Here is a 23,113-nt window from a genome sequence, read left to right on the forward strand (position 1 = left end):
TTACCCTGCGTCTTCCATAGGAAGCACGATTTCCACCTTGGCGCCGGATGGCTGTATATTGGATAGCGTTAGCAGCCTGTCCCGTTTGTATAAAAGTTTTAAGGTTCTTTGGATGTTGCTGATTCCCACTTTTTCCCCCGTTTCGCTTTGCTGCAGCTCCGAAAAATTCACTTCTTCCATCATTTTTTCGGGAAAACCCTCTCCATTATCTTCTATTACTACCCGAAGGAAAGGCTGGCCATTTGTGAGAACGCTATCCACTTTGATAAAAATAGACAGCATTTCTTTATGCGCTAAAGCATGCTTAAACGTGTTCTCCACAAAGGTTTGAATCAAATACTGCGGCAGCGGAAAAGCTTGCAATTCCCGATCGATGTCCGCCATGTAGAATATTTGATTCGGATATCTCATTTCTTGCATCTGGATGTAGTTTTCGACATGCTTCATTTCCTCTTGAATCTGAACCTGAACCAAACCTCCTCTAAACATGTAACGCAAATGCTCGGATAAATGGCTAATGATCAGTCGTATCTCCTCATTCTTGTTATGGTAGGTGAGGCTTGAAATGGTCGTTATTGCATTCAAGAAAAAATGGGGCCTTATTTGCATCTGCAAATATTTTAATTCCGTTTTATTCCGCTCAAGCTTCTCTTCGTAGGTGTTGATCTTCAACGTCTTAATCTCGCGTATCATCGAGGAGAAGGAATTGGACAACCGTGCAAACTCGATTGAGGAGGCTTTGTTGGAAAACGGATAGTCCCAGTTGCCTTTTTCCACTTCTTTTGCGCCTTTTACAAGCTCTAATATGGGTTGAATCAAATCCTTTGCAAAAAATCTGAAAATAATCGACGTGATGACGACTGCTAACATACTTAAAAAAATAATAAGCCATTGAATCCATTCCAAGCCGTAGAAAACATTTCGACTTGCGACAACGTTCGTTAATCTTCCGAATTCAGGAATCTGCTCGGTAACGAAAAAATGCTTGGAGGTGAAGGTAAGGTTTTGTTTCTCCTTAGAAAGATTGACTGGGTTCGTTGTCGAAAGCATGCGGTCCGACTTATCGGTTAGGTAAAATAAGTTCTGTTCATTTGCATTTTTCTTTAGGGCAGACATTAGCGTATCCGTCTTTATGACCGCTCCAAAAATCACATTAGAATAAGTGATTGATTTCAATAAATAAGCAACGCCATTCACTTCGACAGGCATCCACTCTGCCCCGCCCGTTACATTCTTGGCATCAAAGTCATACGCCTTTAGAAAGTCAGTCAAAAACAGGCCTTCCTTCGAATACATTCGGTTACTGAAGGAGGCTAATAGAAAGTCCTCATTCGGAACTGAAATAAACAATCCGTCACTTCCACTAGTATTAGACACCTTCGAAGCCAAAATCTCCTGCAGTCTGATCGCTTCAAAATACTTCTGGCTCTCATCCTTTGTTCCAAACGTACTAAAGCTATTAATCTGGGTATCGAACACCTCTAACAAATCCCTAGATGTATTATTCAAGCTATTTTGAATACTGTTAATAAAAATCGCCAACGTGTTCTTGGAGCTTGCAATCTGATTTTTTCGTACGACCTCCAAAGAATAAAAATTACTCAATATAAGGGTTGCTAACAGAATCGTCAGGATCACCGTCATTTGCACAGTAATTTTTCTAATCATACTATGCTGCTTCAACATTTTGCTCACCGTCCTGTTGCTCTTCTGCGTTTTTGCCTACGATTGATTATATACATTATTTCTATTAGAGCCTACAACAATTCGTCCAAGAGTAAAGCAAAAGCAGCCCGCCCTTTGAAAAGGAACGGACTGCTTGGGGGTTGACATTAATCATACCAAATTCCGGCTACTTGTGAATTTATATTCCCCGTTACCTAGGTAGATAGGTTCCGCATCCTCTAATAACAGCGTTGCCTTCGCATTAACCGGAATGTGCAGCTTAACTTCTTGTAGCTCTTCATCTTGTTTCCATTCCACTTCTATTGTGCCATGTATGCTCTCATAAGAACCACTTGCAAAATGAAGCCCACATGAAAAATCGGGTTTGATCAAAAGTTGATCGAACGTTGTGCCCGTCTGCTCTATGCCGAGAATTCGCCGATAAATAAAATCTCCGACGCAGCCAAAGGCATAATGATTAAATGAACCCTCTCCTACCTTGCCGTCTTGTCGGATCGCATCCCATGATTCCCACATCGTCGTCGCTCCATTTTCGATTTCATAGAGCCACGATGGATATTGATTCTGATACAGAAGCTCGTATGCAACATCTTTATGACCGTTGTCATACAAAACGTCCAAGAGGTACGGAACAGACATGAAGCCAGTATCCAAACGATTGCCATTCCATCGAATCAGTTCGACAAGCTTATTTGCCAACAACGGCTTCTTGGCATTTGACACCATTTTCATCTGTAAAGCCAGCACATAATTCCCTTGAAACGAATGTTTCAAGGTTCCATCTTCCGCGATATATTCCTCTTCATAGGCTTGCCTAATTCTTTCGGTTAAACGTTGGTATTCGTTAGCTTTGTCAGCATAGCCAAGTGTAAGACAAATTTGACTGAAAAGTTCAGCACTATTTGCATACAGGGATGTACTCACTAAATCTTTTGTCAAATAGGCAGACATCGGACCGTCCGCAAAACCTGCTTCATTGACGATGCTTGGTGCCAGCCAATCTCCTAAATGAAATCCGGTATTGATGATGTATTTCTGATTATCTAGCTTTCTTCCTTCCATTTCCGCAGCTTCAGGGGGAAGCTCCGATGCAGTCCTTTCCAAGTGCTTCATCCACTTTTCCATAGCCACGTAATGATCCGACAATATTCTTGTGTCGCCGTAACATTGGTACAAATCCCATGGCAGCGTCACAATTACGTCACCCCAACCGATAGAGCCTGAAAAGTGCATATGCATGTAGCTTCTAAGTTTTGGAACAATATTTAGCACCTGACCATCCGGCAGCTGATCCGCTTTAAGATTTCTTATCCATGAATCAAAAAATCCAATGAGATTTTGGTTATAAAGAGCCGTCTTTGCATAAATGAGTACGTCTCCAGTCCAGCCTGCTTTCTCTCGTGTTGGACAATCGGTAGGAATACCGACCATGTTGGAGCGCTGACTCCAATAGATATTGGACTGAAGCTGATTTAACTTTTCATTCGAGCAATGAAAGCTGCCGGTAATATCATTATCTGAACTAATGGCAATCGCCTGAAATTGGTCTTTATTCAGCTCGCCGATATATCCTTTGACCCGAACGTAGCGAAATCCATGGTACGTAAATTTCGGTTCAAATACTTCTGTACCCGTGCTGGAACAAATATAAATATCGGCTTGTTTTCGATGGTCGTTCGAGAAAGGATAGAAGAAATTTCCATGTTCGTCCAACGTTTCCCCATGTTCGAAGATAACTGCCATTCCCTCGAACCCGGTTATCCTTGCCCTGATATAACCAGCCATATTCTGACCAAAGTCGATAACCGTGTCTCCATTAGGCGTTGTCAGTATACTTTCCGCATTGATTTCGGCAAATACCCGGATCGGCGAATGGGATTGCGCAAACAGTCGCTTTTTATTAAAATCCTTTACCTGAACGTTTCTCCACGCAGAATCATCAAAGCCTGCAACCGAATATCCGTCCTTTTCCATTCTTGCATCGTATTTAACGCCGGTAAATAAATCGGCGTAGCGATAAGGACCATCGTACGAAAATTTGAACGTTTCGTCTGATTTGATCGTTTCAAATGAGCCATCCTCGAAAGTAATTTCCAACTGCAATAACAAGCCGAGCGTATTCCCATAATCATTGCCTCGGCCGGTCGCTAATTTACTTTTGTACCAGCCGTCTGCAATCGTTACGCCTAAGGCATTTTCCCCATGAACCATATGGTTAGTAACATCATACGTTTGGTATTTCAGGAGCTTATCGTACGATGTATATTCCGGCGCAAGAAGAGCGTCAGTGATTGCCCTGCCGTTAACTTGAATGTCATAGACCCCATGTGTGGTCATGTATATTCTAGCTTTTTCAACCTTTTTGGAAACGGCAAACGCTTTTCGAATCATGACAGCCGGATGGTACGGCTGTAGTGGAAGGCTTGCCATAACCACATCCAAATCGACGTAATCGGGTTGTTCACCTTTCATCATCTTATCCATGAATGCATACCATATTTCTTCTGCTGTGGTATAAGGATTATGCTCCAGCGTCTCTAATGGATCGGGTTCCACGAATGAGGCAAGCCAGTCTTCTTCATTAAAAAAAGACGTTTCAAATGTATGCTCTTCCGATTCGGCCTGGTGATCAGCGTCGTCCCAAATCAGGATTCGATAACGGTACTCCGTTCTAGAGACCAAGGATTCCCCCTCGTACGGTATGGCAAATGTACGCCCACTTTCATTCCGTCCACTATCCCAGATCACCTTCACTCCTTGATAAACGACAATTTGATAAGCTTGTTGGTACGTATTTTGCCTGTCAGAATAAATTTTCCAACCAAAGACAGGCTTTTTTTTATCCAAGCCAATCGGATTTGTTAAATAATCACATTGGACCTGAGAAATAGAAAGCATAGTCTCGTCACCCCATAATCTTCAAGTAATGGTCACGGTACATCCCACAGCTGCGCTTACTAGAAGCGCAGCCGAGCTCTTATTTCCATCAAGCTTCCAGCTTCACTGCCGCATTAAATTGCTCCAGCAGCTGGCTTAAGGTCTCTTCGGTCATCGCTCCTCCCGTAAACGGAAGCAGGGCACGAAGCGGCATATAACGCATCGCTGCGAGCATCATATCAGAAGATACCGCATCCGAGGGGCCAGCTTGCGGCGCCATGCTTTGCAAAAATTCAAGAATAGGTGCGGTTTTCGGATTTGCCATTAATTCGCCAAGCGTTGAATTGCGGTGGAATACCGGTACCGATTCAAGCGTTGAAACGACATGTACTGTACCTTGAAGCTGAATATCGCGCGAAGATTTTCCTACAAGAATATGATAATCGCCAGTTTCAGCTTCCCAATCCCCAAGAGACACGTTGTAGCTGGCAAAGCTCCTTTTGTCTAGCGAGAAATGAACGGTCTGTTCTTCGCCCGGTTCAAGTGCAACCTTCGCAAAGCCCTTAAGCTCCTTCTCCGGCCGAATCACGCTGGACTCCTCATCCTTCACATACAGCTGTACAATTTCCTGGCCTCGGCGTGTCCCCGTATTTTTAATGGTTACTGTCACGTCTAGCGTTTCCTGGTCTGTCATTTGTGCCTTGCTTATATGCAGCCCGGAGTAGTCAAAGGTCGTATAGCTTAGTCCATATCCAAATGGAAACAAGGGTTCAATATCTTTGGCATCATAATAACGATAACCGACAAAAAGACCCTCACGATATTCCACACGATCACCCTCGCCTGGAAAATAGGGGTGTGAAGGGTTATGTCTGAGACTGGCCGGAAACGTTTCTGCAAGCTTGCCGCTTGGATTGGCTTCACCAAACAAGAGATCAGCGATCGCTCCGCCCGCTGCTTGTCCGCCCAAATAACCTTCAAGCACCGCTTTTACCTGAGGCAGCCACGGCATGACGACAGGGGCACCATTGCTAAGCACAACGACAATATTCGGCTGAACCTCGGCAATCTCCGCAATCAATCGCTGTTGATTTATAGGCAAGTCTAAGTGGCTGCGGTCATAGCCTTCCGATTCATATCGATCAGGCAAGCCCACGAACAACAAAGCAACATCAGCGGCAGCTGCCTGCTGCCTTGCATCATCCATTAATTCTTCATTGATGTCGTCCAATTCCAGCTCATAACCTTGCGCATAAACAACCGCAGCCGCTTCGCCTGCAAGCTTGACGACTTCGTGATAAGCATGATCTAACCGCGTTGGCTTAATATGCGAGCTTCCGCCGCCCTGATAGCGCACCTTGTCCGCCATCGCCCCGATTACAGCTATTTTCCCATTTTTGTTCAAAGGCAGAATAGCAGCTTCATTTTTCAACAAAACCATCGTTTCTCTGGCTGTCTCCCGCGCCAATGCGTGATGGGCCGCTTGATCATATTCAGCGCCTGGCTGACGGCTGTCTGCCGCCTTGAAAATGACAGTGAGCAGGCGTTCAACCGATTCATCGAGTACAGACACATCAAGCTTGCCGGAAAGAACGGCTTCAACAATCTTGCTTTGTCCGACACCGTGGCTGGCCGGCATCTCCAGCTCCATGCCAGCAGCAACACTCGCGTCCGCCTCATTGACTGCTCCCCAGTCGGAAACGACGATACCGTGATGTCCCCATTCCTGCTTCAAAATAGTTGTCAGCAGGCTGGCATTTTCCGAGCAATATTCGCCATTGAGCCGATTATAGGCCGACATGACGGTCCATGGCTGCGACTTCTTGACGGCCATTTCAAAGCCCGTCAAATAGATCTCCCGAAGCGTCCGTTCATCCACCACAGCATCGGTCGTCATTCGTCGATGCTCTTGATTGTTGACGGCAAAATGCTTCAGCGAAGTGCCGACTCCCTGGCTTTGTACGCCTGCTATATGTGCAGCCGCCATTTCTCCTGTCAAATAGGGGTCTTCGGAAAAATATTCGAAGTTGCGCCCGCAAAGCGGAGAACGCTTAATATTGGCACCGGGTCCGAGCAAAATAGCCACCTCTTCCGCCTGGCTTTCTTTACCCAAAGCCTCTCCAACGCGCTGTACCAGCTCACGGTTCCACGAGCTTGCCAGTCCGGCAGCTGACGGAAAGCAGGTCGCAGGAACGCTTTCATTCAAGCCAAGATGGTCGGAGGGCCCCTTCTGCTTGCGCACGCCGTGAGGACCATCTGTCAAGGTAATAGAAGGAATCGACAGCCTGTCTATCCCTTTTGTTGTCCAAAAGGAATCTCCCGAGCATAGTCCCGCCTTCTCTTCCAGCGTTAATTGCTGCACCAATTGCTTAATGTTCCGTTCCATGAATAAATCTCTCCTTTTATACAATATCTATCTGTTTCAATCCAAGTAGGCAGAGGTTTCACCTGATCAACTATGGAAAATGGGTTACGGTTTATGGATTTTTCTATTCTCCAAATCGTTCAAAATCTGAACATATTGCTTCTCTAAAGAGAATTTAGACAGCAGAATCGCAATAAGAATATAGGCGACCATAGGAATGTAAATATTAAAGCCGATAATCATCTGCAGAGCAGCATGACCTTGTTCCGCTGCTCCTTCCTTGTAATTTCCCCATGCCAGCATCCAGCCGATCAACGCGGTGCCGATAGCCGTACCGATCTTCTGTCCAAAGCTGCTGACGCTATTGGTTAGTCCTACAATTCGCTGTCCGTGCTTCCACTCCCCATACTCAATCGTATCTGTTAGCAGCGGCATCAGCACAATCATCAGCGGAATCATGCCGAAGGATTGCATGATGGAGCCGACCAGCCCCAGAGACACGCTTTCTACGTCTAGCAAACGAAGCAGTGATCCTGCTATCCCAATAACAAGCCCAACGATTGCTGTATTTCTCTTGCCGATTCGTTTCATGACTGGCCCTGAACCTAAGAAAATGACAACAACCGGGATGAAACCGATCGCACCCATAATGCTAACGAGATTCACATTGCCCCAAATGTATTTGGCATAATACATACCCGATGTTGTGGACAAGGCGAACAAGATGTTAGAAAGCAATCCTACAGCTACGACGATTACCCAGTACTTATTGGTCACAAGCAGCTTAAGCCCCGTCCAGAGCGAATATGATTTCTTGATTTCTCCTAGCTCTCTAAGCTGGTTGGTATTATATTTTTCCTTTGTTGAACGAAAGGCGATGTATATGCCTCCGGCTGCAATGAGCCCATAAATAGAGGCAAGAATCGTCCATTGCTGCTTTCCTCCGCCCATTGCATTCACAATTGGGATAAAACCTATAGCGACAGCCATACCAGCCAAATAGCCAAAGCCTGCCCTGTAAATTCCCATTAATCCCCGTTCTTGCTGATTGCGTGTCGTTAACGCCATAAGGCTGTTGTATGGAATAGAGGTAGGGGTATACACGCAAATAAAAAAGAGCAGATTCGTAAGCACCGCGTAAGTTATTTTGGACCCCGAGCTCAAATCGGGCATGCTGAAGAGCAAAAAGATAGAAGCAAACATCGGCAAGGTCATCCACAGCAGCCATGGCTTCGCCTGGCCATGCTTTGACTTTGTTCGATCAACCAATACGCCCATTCCAACATCGGCTAACGCATCGAGAATCTTGGTCAGCATCATAATCGTTCCGATGATAGCAGCCGAAACCCCTACCACATCCGTATAGTAATACATCATCATACCTACAAGCCCCGTGCTGATGTTCAAGCCAAATTGCCCCATTGCATCTCCTGCAAGACTGCGGTTCGTGCGTTCTCTTGACACTTCTCTTCCTCCTATAATTCTATCTTGGTGTTCTAAGATAAGTGTAAGACCCTAGGAGGCTTGCCGATATAACGCATTTTGAACTTTACATATCGCGATGTTAAGATGGCAAGGCAGCAAGCCATTTACACGAGCGGAATACCCTTAAGATCCCGATCTAATTTTTCCATTACTTCTTGTGAAAGCATTTCTCCGCCAAATTCGTTAATCTGTCGAATGGAGACTTGTAAGGCATCCCGCAGCTGCGGACTATTTTCAAGCATCGGTAGCGCTCCATAGATTAATTTTTCACAAGCAGAATTTTTTAAGAGTACGCCAAGTTGAAAATCTATACCGTATTCACTAATATTTTCATCCAATAAAATATCCTGATCTGATGCAAATTCACTGAATACATTTTTGAGCCAAGCGGCACATAGACCAAACCATTTAGCCGCATCGCCATCCGCCATAGATCGCAGCCCGCCTGAGGTAACAGGAGTTGCTAAAGACAGATCATGCACACCATGCCGAAAAATATGCAATTCGAACGGCACCTTGGACTGCTCCAGAGTGGACGCCAAAGCCAGAGTATTTATTACAGGCACCAAGGTATCCTCAAAGGTATGAAAAATAAAGGCCGGTGGCGTTGAGGCATCCACAGCGGTGTCGATCCCCGGCAATTCAACAGGAAATATTTTGCTATCGGTTGCCAAAATCTGTGGATAACCCAATATCATCGCGTTTGGACGAAGGCGTCCCATCGTGCCTAATGCCGAAGCCAAATGCCCGCCTGCCGAGAAGCCGCATACCGCCACCTTCGACGGGTCTACACCCCATTGCTGGCTGTGCTCGCGAATAAGCTCGAGTGCTTCCTCCGCATCGTTCAAGGGTTGGGGGAACGCAGCATTTTGATTAAGCGAATATCTCAAAACGAAAGCCTGATAGCCTTCAGCTAAAAAGGCCATCGCCACCGGTTCCGCCTCTCTTTCCGAACACCCTCGGTATGAACCACCCGGAAAAATTAGAATGGCGGGCCGGATTCGCGTGTTTGGCATTTCATGAGACTGCTCAAGCAGGTAAGCAGTTAAGGTAACATTTTCATTCGTTAATGGCTGAGTAATTAATTTCATAGGATCATTCCATTCATTATTAAATTGTGTTCCTGCTAAAAAAAACAAGAAAGCTATGGTCTAAACTCCAGAGCCTTCCTGTCTCACTGCTATTACTTGACGCTATCGTACCATTCGTTTACTTCTTTGGTAATGTCATCTCCGCCAGAAGATTTCCACTTCTCTACGAATGTATCAAATTCCGAAATCGGCTTTTTGCCATAAATGATTTCAACATACGTATCCATTTGCATTTTGTTCAGCAGTTCTTTTCTCGATAGCATCGTCTTCGTCGACGCTCCTTGGAAATATTCTGGAACATCCGAATCGGTTTGCCCCGTAGCAACTAGAAGGGCTTTGGTCGTAAATTGCTCAAGCGGGTTAGACGCATCCTTGAACAAAATGCCTGTCGGTGCAAGCGCCGCATAATCCGCGTTCGTCAAAGCTTCTCCTTTTGCCATTTTGAGATTGGCTTCCAGCCTTTTGGAAGGATAAACAGCATCTGCTCCTGCAATCGTATATTTCATCGTAGGCGTTTTACCACCTGGAATCAGCTTCTCTTCCATATTCGCTTTGCCATCCTTAAAGGTATAATCGTAGCCATCCTGGAAAGCTTTGAACAAATAAGGATCCTCAACATGGTACGATTCATACAATGCATTCTCATAATGGAAAAATGCTTGCAGCGCTTCATCCGAAATATCCTTGCTGATCATGAAGGCGCTGGAATACGGATTTGCTACCGTCCGCATGTTTTTTCCATCAACGCCTGCGGGTAATGGGTAGGATTGATAGCTAGCGGAAGGATTAGATGCCATGAGCATGGATCCCGGATACACCATCATCCAGTCCTCTCCGCCCAGCATGCCCACTTTGCCTGCCGTTACGTTTTCCGCTATCTTGTTGAAATCATGTAGGGCAATATCGCTCGCGATATACCCTTTGTTCTTCCACTCATTCAATTTACTAAGTGCCGGCTTGATTCCAGACTGGATGGAGCCATATTGTAGCTTGCCGTCAGCACCCGGATACCATCTCTCCGGTATTGCACCAAACAAGCCAAAAATCCAAGAGGAGTCGCCAATCGGTGATGAGAGCATTTGATCCTTAAGCGATATCTCTAGGCCTACCGTGTCCTTCTTGCCGTTGCCATCGGGGTCCTTGTTAACGAAGGCATCCATAAGCGCTTCCATCTCTTCCAGCGTCTTCGGAGCCTTCATATTCAGCTTATCCAACCAATCCTGACGGATCCAAAGCGTCGATTGCGTTCCCATAGTCGGTCTGAGTACAGGAATTGCAAATTTCTTGCCGTCCTTGATAAAGGGATACCAGGCACTTGGCACTTCCGCCATCGCGGCCTTCCATGTATCAGAGGCGTATTTGTCGAATGCTTCCGTCACATCGAGCAATGTACCTGAATCGATAAACGTATTAATGGTATTGCTTTGATTGGCAACGAATACATCCGGCAGCTTGTCCCCAGAGGAAAGCATCAGCTTCAGCTTCGTATCATAGGAACCTACGGAAGGCGCAGACCATAACGTTTTCAACTCTACCCCTAACGCATCCTTTGCCCAACGGGTATGCACATTGTCCATGTAGGTATCGCCGTTTTTGAATTTAACAGTCGGGTCTTCGCTTCTCACCATCGTGAGGGTTACAGGAGGTTCGATTTTACCATTCACTATTTTCATTTCTGCTTGTTGTTCAGATTTCTTCGTATTTACAGACTCGTTGCCGTTGCTGCAGGCAATCACTGAACTGATGCTAAGCGCTAATACAAGGCTAGTGATAATGATTTTTTTGTTGCTGCGCATTTTGTTTACCCCCATTTATAAGTGGCTGAATCTCTATTTTCATTGTAATAGCGCTTTCATAGCATGCATATAACGATAATTCAACATACTATAACGCTATCTTAACTTGCCCTCTATTCTTTTACTGCTCCGATCACGATACCCGCAGTGAAAAATTTCTGCAGCACAGGGTAAATGAGCAAAATAGGCAGAGCTCCTATGAGCACTTGGGCTGCTCTGATTGAACGGTTATTGATCTTGGCGATTTCATTGACATTGCTGGCGTCGACTACAGGAACAGCAATTAGCGATTTTAGCAACGTGCTAAGCGGCACATTGTCACCTCTCATGTAAATGGATCCCGCAAACCATTCATTCCAATCGTTAACAACCATGAATAGGCCGACAGTAGCCAGAACAGGGAGCGACAAGGGAAGGAACATTTTGTAGAATACCTGCCAATGGTTGGCTCCGTCCATAAAAGCAGATTCTTCTATTTCCTTTGGCAATGCCTTGAAAAAATTCATAATCAGGATTAGATAAAAGACGTTGACTACACCGGGAAGCACAAGCGCCCAGATCGAATCATACAATCCGATTTTGGTTACGAGTAAATACGTAGGAATGAGTCCGCCATTAAAAAGCATGGCAACAATGAAAAGGCCAACAAAGCCCTTGTACCCAGCAATGCCATCCCTACCGCTGCCCTTGGACAAAACATAGGCTGCCATACAGTTAATAATGAGACTAATGACCAGACTCAGCACGGTTCGCTTTATGGAGAGCCAAATAGCAGGCAGGAAAACGGGATTTTCCAACGCTCTTATATAGGAATTGAAGTTTAATTCGATGGGAAAAAATGTAACCTGATTCGCCATAACAGCCGCGCTTGAGCTTAGCGATAGCGCAACCACATGAAGCAGCGGAACCACACAGATTAGTGCCAGCAAAATCATCAAAATATTATTAAAGCCCTGAAACCAGCGTTGAGGCGTTGATGTCACTTGCATGGTAAACCCCCTTAGAAAATTTTGTGACCTGCTACTTTGTAGGCCACTCTATATGCACCCATAATGAGAATCAGGCTGACAATGGATTTGAATAAGCCTACGGCAGTTGAGAAGCTGTAATTGCCGTCAATCAAACCAATGCGATAAACGAATGTATCAATAATATCGCCTTTATCATAAACAAGCGGATTATACAGATTAAAGATTTGGTCAAAGCCTGCATTCAACACCTGACTCAGGGACAGTGTAAGCACGACTGCAATGGTAGGAATCATCGATGGGAGCGTAATATGAATCGCCTGCTTCCATTTCCCAGCCCCGTCCAGCTGCGCCGCTTCGTAAAGGGCCGGGTTAATGCCGGCTATAGCAGCCAGAAAGATGATCGACCCATATCCAAACTCCTTCCACACCTCACTGGAGACGACTGTAAAGAGAAACCAGTTATTTTCCCCTAGAAAAAAGATTGGCTTTATACCCATCGCCTGCAGCCCTTGATTGATTAACCCGGTGTCTGGATTAAGCAGCTCAACGAAAATGCCGCCAAGCACAACCCAAGAAAGAAAGTGCGGGAGGAATACGAACGTTTGCACGGTACTTCTGATTGCTTTACGACGAACCTCGTTTATCAGAAGAGCAAAGCAGAGCGTAGATATAAAACCAAAAACCATCTTAAGCAAGGCAATTCGCAGCGTATTCCAAATCACCTGCACACTGTCCGGGTATTCAAATAAAAACTTAAACTGCTCCATGCCCACCCATTCGGATTTCAGAATGCCTAGGTACGGTTTATAATCTTGAAAAGCCATGACCAAACCGCCCATCGGCAGATAAGTAAAGATCAGGACAACCAGTACTGCCGGAATAAGCATCAGATAAAGCTGCCAGCTGTCCTTTCTGCGCACTATTTTTTCCCTGTGATTCTTAGCTGCCACTTCCATAAAAAGCCCCCTACGAAATGTGATTTTACCGATGACCTTAGTGTAAGGGCTGAATCATGGTCCGGGATATAATGCAATACAAAGGAATGATAACGTTTTCTTAACTTGAACGGTCTTGGGGGATATCGTTTTACAAACATCCGTTATTCATTCTTAACATTTCGGCCTGGCGAACCGGGCGAGCGTTGTAAACAGTCCTGCTAATGCCTACAATAGGGATAAGATTCGTACATATCAAAAAGGAAACGATGCCATGTTCAAACCATATCCGAAAATGCTCAGGCAATATCCAACCTTCATCAAAATATTGATGTTAATTCTTTCTACAACCATTATCGTCATGATCATGTACAGCTACACCATTCAATCCAGCTTGAATACGGTTCGTCAGGACATACAGGCCAATAACCTGAATCGCATCAAATTCGCTGTGAACAGTCTGAATCATAATGTCGAGCAGTTGAATATGCTAGCCGCCGCGCTGGAGACAGACTCCAAGGTCGCGCTTCTGCCTTCCGTCGATTTGATGGACAGCTTCGACCAGATGGTGCTGATCCGGGATTTGACGGAAAAGATGAATCTTCAAAGCTTCTCGGAGGGCTGGAATAATCGCGTATCCATCTATTCCACTATCTTGAGCACCTGGATCGGCACACCCTATATTCCAGAGGCTCCTCTTGCTAGTGAGAACAGCAATGATTGGTTGATGGATTCGCCGCGTCAAACATTTGCCTTGTATCGCTATCATGCTGGATATACCATTCAGGTAGCATTCCCGAAGACGAATATAACCGATATGTTGAATCGAGGAATTATTGACAGCAACGATCCCTTTTTCTTCAAGGAAGGCAGCACCGTTCTTCTTAATGACCAATCGGATGGAGAGAAGGTGCAGCAATTGCTGCACCTTCTCTCCCCCCTTATGAACCAGACGGAAGGCACGGAAATCTTGCCGATTGGCGATGTCTCCTATATGGTCAATTATTTTCGTTCCGAGACGCTTGGCTGGTATATGATCGACTATGTGCCGCTCAATGAGGCTCTAGAGCCCATTATGAAAACCCAAAATACGTTCTACATTGCCTGCATTATCCTGCTGTTAACGAGCATCCTGACGATATTGTTTCTTTATCGCAAGGTGCAATTGCCGATTGTTACCCTGTTGAAGGGCGTGCGTCTGCTTAAGCATGGAGATTTCACTTACCGGATTAAGCGGTCCAGCCGCAACGAATTTGATATTCTGTACGAAAGCTTCAATGACATGGCCAGCCAGATTGAAGAGCTGATTGAGAAGGTATACAAAGAAAAAATCGTAACGCGCGAGGCGATGGTCAAACAGCTTCAAGCGCAAATCAATCCTCATTTTTTGTATAACTGCCTGTTCTTTATCAACAATATGACACGGCTAGGCAATGACGAGGCAGTCACCGCGATGACGCAAAATCTTGCTGAATATTTTCGTTATACTACACGGCTGAATGAACCAATCACAACCCTGGAGAAGGAAATCGCCGTTGTCGAGAACTATATGAACATTCAAAGCCTGCGGATGGAACGACTCCAATACACGATCTCCATCCCTGAATCAATGAGAGAGCTCCGGATTCCCAAGCTTCTAATCCAGCCGCTTGTGGAGAACAGCGTTGTGCACGGTATTGAAGGCAAGCGGAGCGCGAGCCTTGTTCGCGTAACAGGCTGCGAGACTGAAGCTCAGTACCGTATCAGCGTAGAGGATGACGGGAAGGGCTTGAGCAGCGAAGAAATCGTCGCCCTCTCGTACCGCATCAAGCTTCCGCTTGACGATTCCATGGGCTGTGCGCTATGGAATATTCAGCAGCGAATGCTCATTCACTTCGAGTCGCCTTCCGGCATCGAATTTACCAGCAACGTCCACGGTGGACTAACGGTCACGTTGTTCTGGCCTAAGCCGCATAGTTAGTTAGATAAGGAGGCAGTTTCCCCATGTACCAGCTATTAATTGTCGATGATGAGCACTCTGTTGTGGATAGTCTCGCCTTTACCATTCCGTGGAGCGATTATGGCATTGACACCGTTTATCCTGCCTATTCGGCAGAGGAAGCGCTGCACATTGCTGCCAAGCATACGATCGACATTATGATTACCGATATCCGCATGCCGGAAATGGATGGGCTTGAGCTCATTCACCAGCTTCGCCGCCTGTCCAAGAAAATTCGCTCCATTATATTATCTGGACATGATGAATTTGAATATGCCCAGAAGGCGATCAGCTACGGTGCAGAAAGCTATTTACTCAAACCGGTAGACATTGGGGAATTAATTAAATCCGTGCAAGTGATCATTGCCGCCATCGAACAGGAATGGACCGAATTCAGCTCGCATCAGCGACTGAAGCGCACCTTGCATGCCAATCTTCCGTTGCTGAAAGACCGATTGCTAAACGATCTCATTCAGCAAAAGGCGATCAGCCAGGAGATGCTGCTAGAGCGGCTGTCGTTGCTTGACATATCCTTCCAGACGGGCGATCCGTTTATCATGATGCTGGTCAGGCTGGATGAGCAGTTCGCAGAATATGACCTTGATTCCCTTTCTCTGCTTGAATATGCTGTGACTAATATCGCGCAGGAAGTATTTCAGGATCTCTTTGAGCTGTGGCATTGCACAACGGATGCCGGCTATTTAGTCTTTTTGATCAAAAGCAAGGAGCAGGAGACTTTAACCTTAGTTGATTCTTCGGCAGTCAAGCTGCAAAAACATGTTCAGCGATTTCTGAAGGGCTCGCTGACAATCTGTATTAGCGGAGCTAGATCTTTTCCCGACCATATACAGGACACTTATCATAAAAGCGTAATCTCCATCCAGCGCAACGTCGGCGGTCACAAAAGCTACTTCCTGAAGACGGATGAAACGGTCGTGGAACATGAGGAGAATGGGCTCCTCCCCTTATACGATTTGCCTTTGCTGCCTAGTTTGCTGGAATCAGGAAAGTGGGATAAAGCACTTGGTATACTGAACCGGGCACTTGGCATGAATACAGAGCTTGAGCCCTCGCACGACCAACTGCTCGCTATCGTGCTGCTGGTTTCCTCCGCACTAGCGACGACGTTCTCGGAACAGAACGGACCATTGGAGGAGCAGCTCGGAGAGGAGTTTAATTTGCTGCTCCGCAAGAAAAGCCAATTATCGCGACAGCGGGTATGGGAATGGGCGGAGAAAACCATCATCGGACTGAGGGACCAATCAGCTATACAGTTAGAGGATTCGCACCAGCTGATTGCCTCGAGGGTTCGCAGCTTTATCGAGGAGCACTTGGCTGAAGGCATCTCCCTGCAATCCGTGGCGGATTATATCGGCCTGCATCCGGTATACCTCTCGAAAGTGTATAAAACCGTAACCAGCGAGACCATCGGCGATTACCTTTATGCTGTGCGAATGGAACGCGCTGCCTACCTGCTCAAAAATTCCGATTTGAAAATTGCCGATGTCAGCAGCCAAATCGGCTTTCTAGCCGCACCCCATTTTATCAAAATATTTAAGAAACATTATGGCGCCACTCCGCAAGAATACCGCAATAAAACATAAAGCAGAGCCTGCTATCCGCATAAATGTAGGATAGCAGGCTCTTTCATTTGTATAATCAGTGCTTCATTAGCTAACGGGTATCGCTCCGAGCGCCTTATCCAGTTTGTTTAATTGCTCTTCGGTTGCCTCATAGCCCGGATAGGATGCCAAATCTCTAATCGAAGCGGCTCCCATCGGTCCCGCCATTCCAGGCGTCATAGCAGCGGCAATAGGAATGAACTCGACAAGAATCGCTTTAGCTTCCTTTACACCCAGCAGTTCATCAATAGTGGTTCGAGTGCTGAATGTTTTCTTATAAGGCTTACTAGGAACATACGACAATTCATAAATGCCGCTGTCAAGCAGTAGGCTGACCGTCTCCCCTGCTTGCTCCCCTTCTATTTCGCTTTCTTCCAGATTTACGCCATTAATGGTCACATTTGAGACGATGGCATCCGGCAGTAGAACGGTGGCGGTTGCATGGAAAGGAATCGTGAAACGAAAGGCAAGCTTGCCCGCTTCATCAATAGACCACTCGCTTCGATACAAGCCTGCTGCCGTATGGACGACGGCTTTGGCCCACTGAAGACGCAGATTAGGCTGTGGAGCAAGGATGGCATGTCGGAAGCCCGGCTTGTCTTCCGCTGGATTTAGTCCGGCAACATGTCGGAACATCCACTCAACTACCGCTCCGTAAGCGTAATGATTAAGTGAATTCATGCCGGTGCTGCTGAGAGAACCATCCGGAAGTATGGCGTTCCAGCGCTCCCATATCGTGGTAGCACCGAGCTCAACGGCGTAGAGCCAGCTTGGATAATCATTATTGAGCAGCAGCGTATACGCAATGTCATTACTGCCTTCTGCAGACAAAACACGATTTAAATATGGCGTGCCAACGAAGCCGGTCCGCAGATGATGGTTGTCAGCACGCATACGCATGCGCAAATCGGCGGCTATGCGGGAGCGGAACTCATCTGGCACTAAATTCATAAACAAAGCAACCGCATACCCGGTTTGGGTGTCCACTGCAAATCGTCCATTCGCGGTAAAAAATTCATCTTTAATCGCCGCACGGATTTCCGCAGCCAGCTGCTCATACTGCTTGGCAAGCTCCACCTTCTGCAATACCCTTGCAGCCTTTGCGACCAATTCGGATGAGTAGCAGTAGTAGGCGCTTGCAATCAGATGGGTATCCGTTCCGCCCATAGGCGTGTCTGGATTCGAACCATCAAGCGCAAGCCAGTCTCCGAAGTGGAAGCCGGTTGTCCATAGCCGTTTACCCCCTGACTCCTCCTCCGTTTTTCTGATAAAATCTACCCAGCCGCGCATGCTCTCGAATTGTTGTTCAAGAATCGCTTTATCACCGGAATGCAAATAGACGTTCCAAGGAATGATCGTCGCGGCATCGCCCCATGCGCTGGAGCCGCCTCCAGGTACGATGCCAGCCGGTATAACCATCGGCACCATACCGCCTTGATCCTTCTGCTCCTGGTACAAATCGTAGCCGAATTTACTGAAAAATGCGTATGAATCCATATTAAAGCAAGCCGTGCCCGAGAACACCTGGGCATCTCCGGTCCAGCCCATCCGCTCGTCACGCTGCGGACAGTCCGTCGGCGTGTCAAGGAAATTGCCCTTTTGTCCCCATAGCGCATTCAGGAACAAGCGGTTGACTTGCGGATTGCTCGTCTCGAAATGCCCAATTTGCTCCATATCCGAATAAACGACGCATCCTGTAAAGTCCTTCGGGTCAAGCTCGCCATGCCATCCCTCTACCTTAACAAAACGGAAGCCATAAAAGGTAAAATAAGGGCGAACAGTCGCTTCATCGCCATTTGCTGTATACACATATTCCGCTTTGGCTGTACGAAGGTTCTCCCGATAGAAATTACCGTTTTGCAGCACCTCTCCATATTGAAGCCGAATGACGGTTCCCGCTGGCGCATTTGTGCGGAACTGCAGCCAGCCAACCATATTCTGCCCCAGATCAATAACCGTTTCGCCCGCAGGGGTAGTCAGAACCTCCACAGGCGCAAGCCGTTCCTTCACGACCACTGGCAAGCTGAGCCTCGCCATTAATCGATCATAGCCCAGATCCGCTGCTTTCACCTGATACACACTTGAATCCACAAACGTAGCGTCATATTTCTCGCCATCATAAATATTGCTTTCAATAACCTTGCTTCTCCGCGCAGACCAGCTTTGATCGGTTCCAATCACTTGCGTGGACCCGTCCTTGAATGTCACTATAATTTCCGCTAGCAGCGCAAATTCGTCCCCATAAATATTTTCTTCGCCGCCATCGAAACCGAAGCGCCCCTTGTACCAGCCGTTTCCAAGGCTAACTTCAATCTTGTTCTCTCCGGCTTGCAGCAGTGCTGTCACATCATAAGTCTGATATTGCAGCCATTTATGATAAGCATTGTATAATGGCGTCAGGTATTCCTCTCCTGCCTTGACGCCGTTCAGCTCCATTTCATACAAGCCCAGTCCGCAGACGTATGCGCGTGCAGATGCGATTTCTCCTGGCAGGCTGAAGGTGTGGAACAGAACCGGATGAATCTGCTTGTCCAATTCGGGAGAGATCCAGCTAGCAGTCCAAGCGTCACCCAGCTTCGCAGTCTCAAACCAGGCAGGCTCGCTTGTTGCCGTATCTCCGTTATCCGCCAACACCGTAACCCGCCAGAAGTAGCGAGTGCGCGGTAATAGCTCTGCATTCCATTCATAGGAAAGGCTATCAATATCGGCTGATTGTCCACTGTCGAAGATAATGGCTGTGAATGCTTCATCCAAGGCGACCTGAATTTGTGCCTTGGTCTGCTTCTTCGCGGATGTATCCGTTACTACATAGGAAAAGCGCGGTTTATCTAAAGTGAAGCCTAACGGGTTGACGATACGGTTCGTTTTCAAATTTACGATTTTCATAAGTCAAATCCTCTCTGCCTATATTCATCCTTATCTATCTTCTTTATTGTACAAAAATAAATAGGTCCTCTATATAACGCAATATTAAGGCCGTATAACGATATCTTATTCTGATCCGTTGTAAGCAGTCTCGCTCCCTTTTCGCAACCATAATCATGCAAAAATCCCGATCCAGCCTGGCTGCATCGGGATTTCTCGTCATTTATGTTGAACAACTATAACGTCAAACCACCATCAACCAAAACAACGGAGCCAGTCATATAGCTTGAAGCGTCTGAAGACAGAAAAGCTACCACATCCGCCAGTTCTTGAGGCTCTGCATACCGTCCCATCCGCATATTCGGGAACTCCTCTGGCACATAACCGCTTTCCTGAAGCTGCTGCGGCACGCTTGCCGTAATGCCAGTCGCTACTCCGCCCGGACAAATCGCGTTTACTCTAATGCCCTTCTTCACATATTCGAGGGCCGCACCTTTTGTCAAACCAATTACCCCATGCTTGCTCGCCGTATACGCTGCAAGGCTGTGCTCCGCCCGTATGCCAGTTGTTGAAGCTGTATTAATAATATTGCCATAGCCCTGCTTGTCCATTACTTTCAGTGCATACTTCATACCGAGAAATACGCCTTTAAGATTTACATTGATGATACGGTCAAAATGGTCCTCGTCAATGTCCTGCAGCAGCGAAAACTTCTGGATGATGCCCGCATTATTGAATAGGCAGTCGATTTTGCCATACGTTTCAAGCGTTGCGTCAATGTAACGCTGTACATCCGCGCTTTTGGAAATATCCGCCTGTACGAAGATCCCTTCTCCGCCTTGCTCCTTGAGCATGTGAAGCGTTTCCCGGCCAGCCTCTTCATTGAAATCAACAACCGTTACCTTAGCTCCGCTTGCAGCCAGCTTAAGGGCACTTGCCCTGCCAATACCGCCAGCCGCTCCAGTTACAATGATCACTTTTCCCTCATGAGACAATGCGTGAGCGGTACCAGGCTTCGGTGCGGCTGCTACCGGCTTGGCAGGAGCCTCGGCAATATCCACCGAAGCCAAATCGGCTTTCAAAGCATCTAATCTATCCTTAGGCAAATCTACCTGCGGGATCGCAGCCAGCTGATCCAGCGTATGCATAGACGCCATCTTGAAGGTCGGCTCATTAATAAACTCCGGCAGATGCTTGGCCAAAATGGCAACCGCTTGCTCATTGGCGAGAAGATCGCCTATAGTCCATTTTTCATTAAAAGACATAAAATTACCTCCTGGATGTTAAAATACCATTTTTGATAGCATTACTATCACTTCAATATTGATAATATCATATTTTTCACTACTGCACAACTTCTATCGATTCACTTCCTCTCCCTGCGAAATTGACAGAAACTATTAAGTTTGTTAGCATGTTCACACGAACAAACGCAAATGAGGAAGTGAAATGTTGGACGCAAAAAGCAGGTATGAGCAAGAACGCCGAAGCATTAAATCGATGCGCGAGGAAAGCATAATGGAAGCGGCTAAGAAGCTGTTTGTCCGCAAGGGCTTCGATAAAACAACGATGCAGGAAATTGCGGATGAAGTGCCGCTCGGCATCGCCACCATCTTTCGTTATTTTCCGAAAAAAGAGAAGCTGATCGTTGCGGTCGCAAGCGCCATTATTGCTTCCCAGTCAGAAGTATTCCGCTCGGTAAGCGAAATAAACGGCAACTGCATGGAAAAACTAAGCTATCTATTTGATCTGTTCATTTCATTCCATCAAGAGAAACACCGCGAGAACATTCAACTAATTGAAGCTTTTGATAGCTGGGCTTACTTACCTCATGAGCAGGCGGATATGCTGGAGGGATATCATGCTATTTTCGAGAGCAACAAGCAGTTATTTAAAACGATTATCGAACAGGGCCGCGATGACGGCTCCATTCGCAACGACATTTCCGTCGAAGATACCTTAATAACCATGATCAACGTGTTCGGCAGCTTTGCCAAAAAAGTATCCATGTCCTACAACTTGGTCATTTTCAAAGATAATGCAGGGACTATCGGCCAGCTGCAAGTGTTGAAGACCGTGTTTCTGGACTATTTGCGGCCACCGGGCAACGCTTGAAATATCGGACTTTATCTAACTTTCAACTAGCTCCCGTTAGGAAAATGGCAGCTTGTAAGCTGCAAGAACAATTTTATTAAAATATAACCGGAATTTCTGTTGCTCCCCTGATGATAATGCCTGGGCGCCATTCCAACTTTGCCAGATCGGTTTTCAAACGAAGCTCAGGCATACGGCGCAGCAAGGTGCTGATGGCAATTTCGCCTTCCAGCCTTGCAAGCGGCGCTCCAAGACAATAATGGATACCTTTGCCGAACGCAATATGTTGATTAGCTTGTCTTGTAATGTCCAGCGTATCTGGATCACTAAATTGCTCGATATCCCGGTTTGCTGAAGCAAACGATATAAGCACCATTTCTCCTTCAAGAATAGACTTTCCTTGGAACTCAACAGCCTCTGTCACCCACCGGATATTGCTGGCTTCAGCCGGTCCGTTATAACGCAAAATCTCTTCTATAGCTGAATGAATAAGCTCAGGCTGCTTCAGCAGCTTTTCCTTTTGCTCCGGAAACTCCAGCAAAGCAAGCACACCGTTCCCAATTAAATTAACAGTGGTTTCATGGCCTGCAATAATCAATACAAAAATGAGTGCATACATTTCCTGTTCCGACAGCTTATCTCCCTGCTCTTCCGTCTTAATTAAATCACTAATCAAATCATTTCGAGGATTTTGCCGACGCTCCGTAATTAATCCATGCAAATAACTTATAAAAGCTTCAACAGCTTTCGAGCCCTTCTCGGTATAGGATGGATTGTAGGCTCCCTCCATAATCGTATTGGACCAATCGCGAAATTTATCCTGATCTTGAACCGGCACGCCGAGCATTTCACAAATGACGATAATCGGCAAAGGAAAAGCAAAATCTTCTATTAAGTTCATTTCTCCTTGATCCTGTACCTTGTCAAGCAAATAATTTCCAATTTCTTCTATTCGACCTCGCAGCCCTTCAATCATCCGCGGGGTGAAAGCCTTCTGGACCAAATGACGAAGACGCCGATGATCAGCAGGCCCAACGCTAAGCAAATTTTTCGAAAGAATATTATGATGATCTGTTGGCTCTTCCTGTTGCATCCAAGGAGGATTAGTAACAAAACGCGGGTCCTTCAAAATGGCAAGTGCATCTTCATATCGGGTAACAATCCATGCATACTGCCCGCTAGGCATCATAAAACGATAAACCGGATCTTCTCTGCGAATTTCACTGTAGACGGGAAATGGATTACGAGTAAACGCCTGATCGAAAAAATCAATCTTTGACTTCGGACCACTTTTTTCCTGATGATTCATCATTTGAATGCCTTCTTTCCTGTATAGATTCAGTATTTT

Annotated in this window: 14 protein-coding genes; 3 read left to right on the forward strand and 11 right to left on the reverse strand. The window is 46.3% G+C overall.

What is annotated here, in order from left to right:
• From ACSR9A_RS22440 to ACSR9A_RS22475, 8 genes are all read right to left on the reverse strand, one after another.
• Positions 1-1,686: a sensor histidine kinase gene (locus ACSR9A_RS22440; protein ID WP_473760227.1), complete on the reverse strand. Its 1,686-nt coding sequence runs from the start codon at positions 1,684-1,686 to the stop codon at positions 1-3.
• A gap of 150 nt (positions 1,687-1,836) precedes the next feature.
• Entirely contained in the window at positions 1,837-4,584 is a 2,748-nt protein-coding gene (locus ACSR9A_RS22445) for an alpha-L-rhamnosidase (RefSeq protein WP_473759564.1), read from the reverse strand.
• A gap of 88 nt (positions 4,585-4,672) precedes the next feature.
• Positions 4,673-6,949 (reverse strand): beta-glucosidase, encoded by a 2,277-nt coding sequence (locus tag ACSR9A_RS22450; RefSeq protein ID WP_473759565.1) that lies wholly within the window; start codon positions 6,947-6,949, stop codon positions 4,673-4,675.
• Positions 6,950-7,033: 84 nt separating this feature from the next.
• On the reverse strand, positions 7,034-8,392 hold the full coding sequence (locus tag ACSR9A_RS22455) for an MFS transporter (RefSeq protein WP_473759567.1): 1,359 nt from the start codon (positions 8,390-8,392) through the stop codon (positions 7,034-7,036).
• 125 nt (positions 8,393-8,517) lie between these two features.
• Positions 8,518-9,504: an alpha/beta hydrolase gene (locus tag ACSR9A_RS22460; protein WP_473759569.1), complete on the reverse strand. Its 987-nt coding sequence runs from the start codon at positions 9,502-9,504 to the stop codon at positions 8,518-8,520.
• Positions 9,505-9,596: 92 nt separating this feature from the next.
• A complete protein-coding gene (locus tag ACSR9A_RS22465) occupies positions 9,597-11,300 on the reverse strand; it encodes an extracellular solute-binding protein (RefSeq protein ID WP_473759570.1) in 1,704 nt (567 codons plus the stop codon).
• 113 nt (positions 11,301-11,413) lie between these two features.
• Positions 11,414-12,289: a carbohydrate ABC transporter permease gene (locus ACSR9A_RS22470; protein WP_473759572.1), complete on the reverse strand. Its 876-nt coding sequence runs from the start codon at positions 12,287-12,289 to the stop codon at positions 11,414-11,416.
• 11 nt (positions 12,290-12,300) lie between these two features.
• Positions 12,301-13,227 (reverse strand): ABC transporter permease, encoded by a 927-nt coding sequence (locus tag ACSR9A_RS22475; protein ID WP_473759574.1) that lies wholly within the window; start codon positions 13,225-13,227, stop codon positions 12,301-12,303.
• Between the two features lie 253 nt (positions 13,228-13,480).
• Between ACSR9A_RS22475 and ACSR9A_RS22480 the strand changes: the two genes are divergently transcribed.
• Together ACSR9A_RS22480 and ACSR9A_RS22485 are read left to right on the forward strand one after the other, a co-directional pair.
• On the forward strand, positions 13,481-15,166 hold the full coding sequence (locus ACSR9A_RS22480) for a sensor histidine kinase (protein WP_473759576.1): 1,686 nt from the start codon (positions 13,481-13,483) through the stop codon (positions 15,164-15,166).
• A gap of 23 nt (positions 15,167-15,189) precedes the next feature.
• Positions 15,190-16,788, forward strand: coding sequence for a response regulator (locus ACSR9A_RS22485; RefSeq protein WP_473759578.1), 1,599 nt, complete (start codon positions 15,190-15,192; stop codon positions 16,786-16,788).
• Between the two features lie 66 nt (positions 16,789-16,854).
• On the opposite strand, the gene ACSR9A_RS22490 is transcribed toward ACSR9A_RS22485, so the two are convergent.
• Positions 16,855-19,692 carry an alpha-L-rhamnosidase gene (locus ACSR9A_RS22490; RefSeq protein ID WP_473759580.1) on the reverse strand — a complete coding sequence of 946 codons (2,838 nt, stop codon included), beginning with the start codon at positions 19,690-19,692 and terminating at the stop codon, positions 16,855-16,857.
• Positions 19,693-19,907: 215 nt separating this feature from the next.
• Complete coding sequence (locus ACSR9A_RS22495; RefSeq protein ID WP_473760229.1) at positions 19,908-20,666, reverse strand: SDR family NAD(P)-dependent oxidoreductase; 759 nt, start codon at positions 20,664-20,666, stop codon at positions 19,908-19,910.
• 454 nt (positions 20,667-21,120) lie between these two features.
• Here ACSR9A_RS22495 and ACSR9A_RS22500 point away from each other — a divergent pair, with 454 nt between their 5' ends.
• A complete protein-coding gene (locus ACSR9A_RS22500; protein WP_473759582.1) occupies positions 21,121-21,786 on the forward strand; it encodes a TetR/AcrR family transcriptional regulator in 666 nt (221 codons plus the stop codon).
• Between the two features lie 76 nt (positions 21,787-21,862).
• On the opposite strand, the gene ACSR9A_RS22505 is transcribed toward ACSR9A_RS22500, so the two are convergent.
• A complete protein-coding gene (locus ACSR9A_RS22505; protein ID WP_473759583.1) occupies positions 21,863-23,077 on the reverse strand; it encodes a cytochrome P450 family protein in 1,215 nt (404 codons plus the stop codon).
• Positions 23,078-23,113 lie beyond the last annotated feature (36 nt).

The sequence above is a fragment of the Paenibacillus sp. R-74696 genome, from assembly GCF_055814915.1.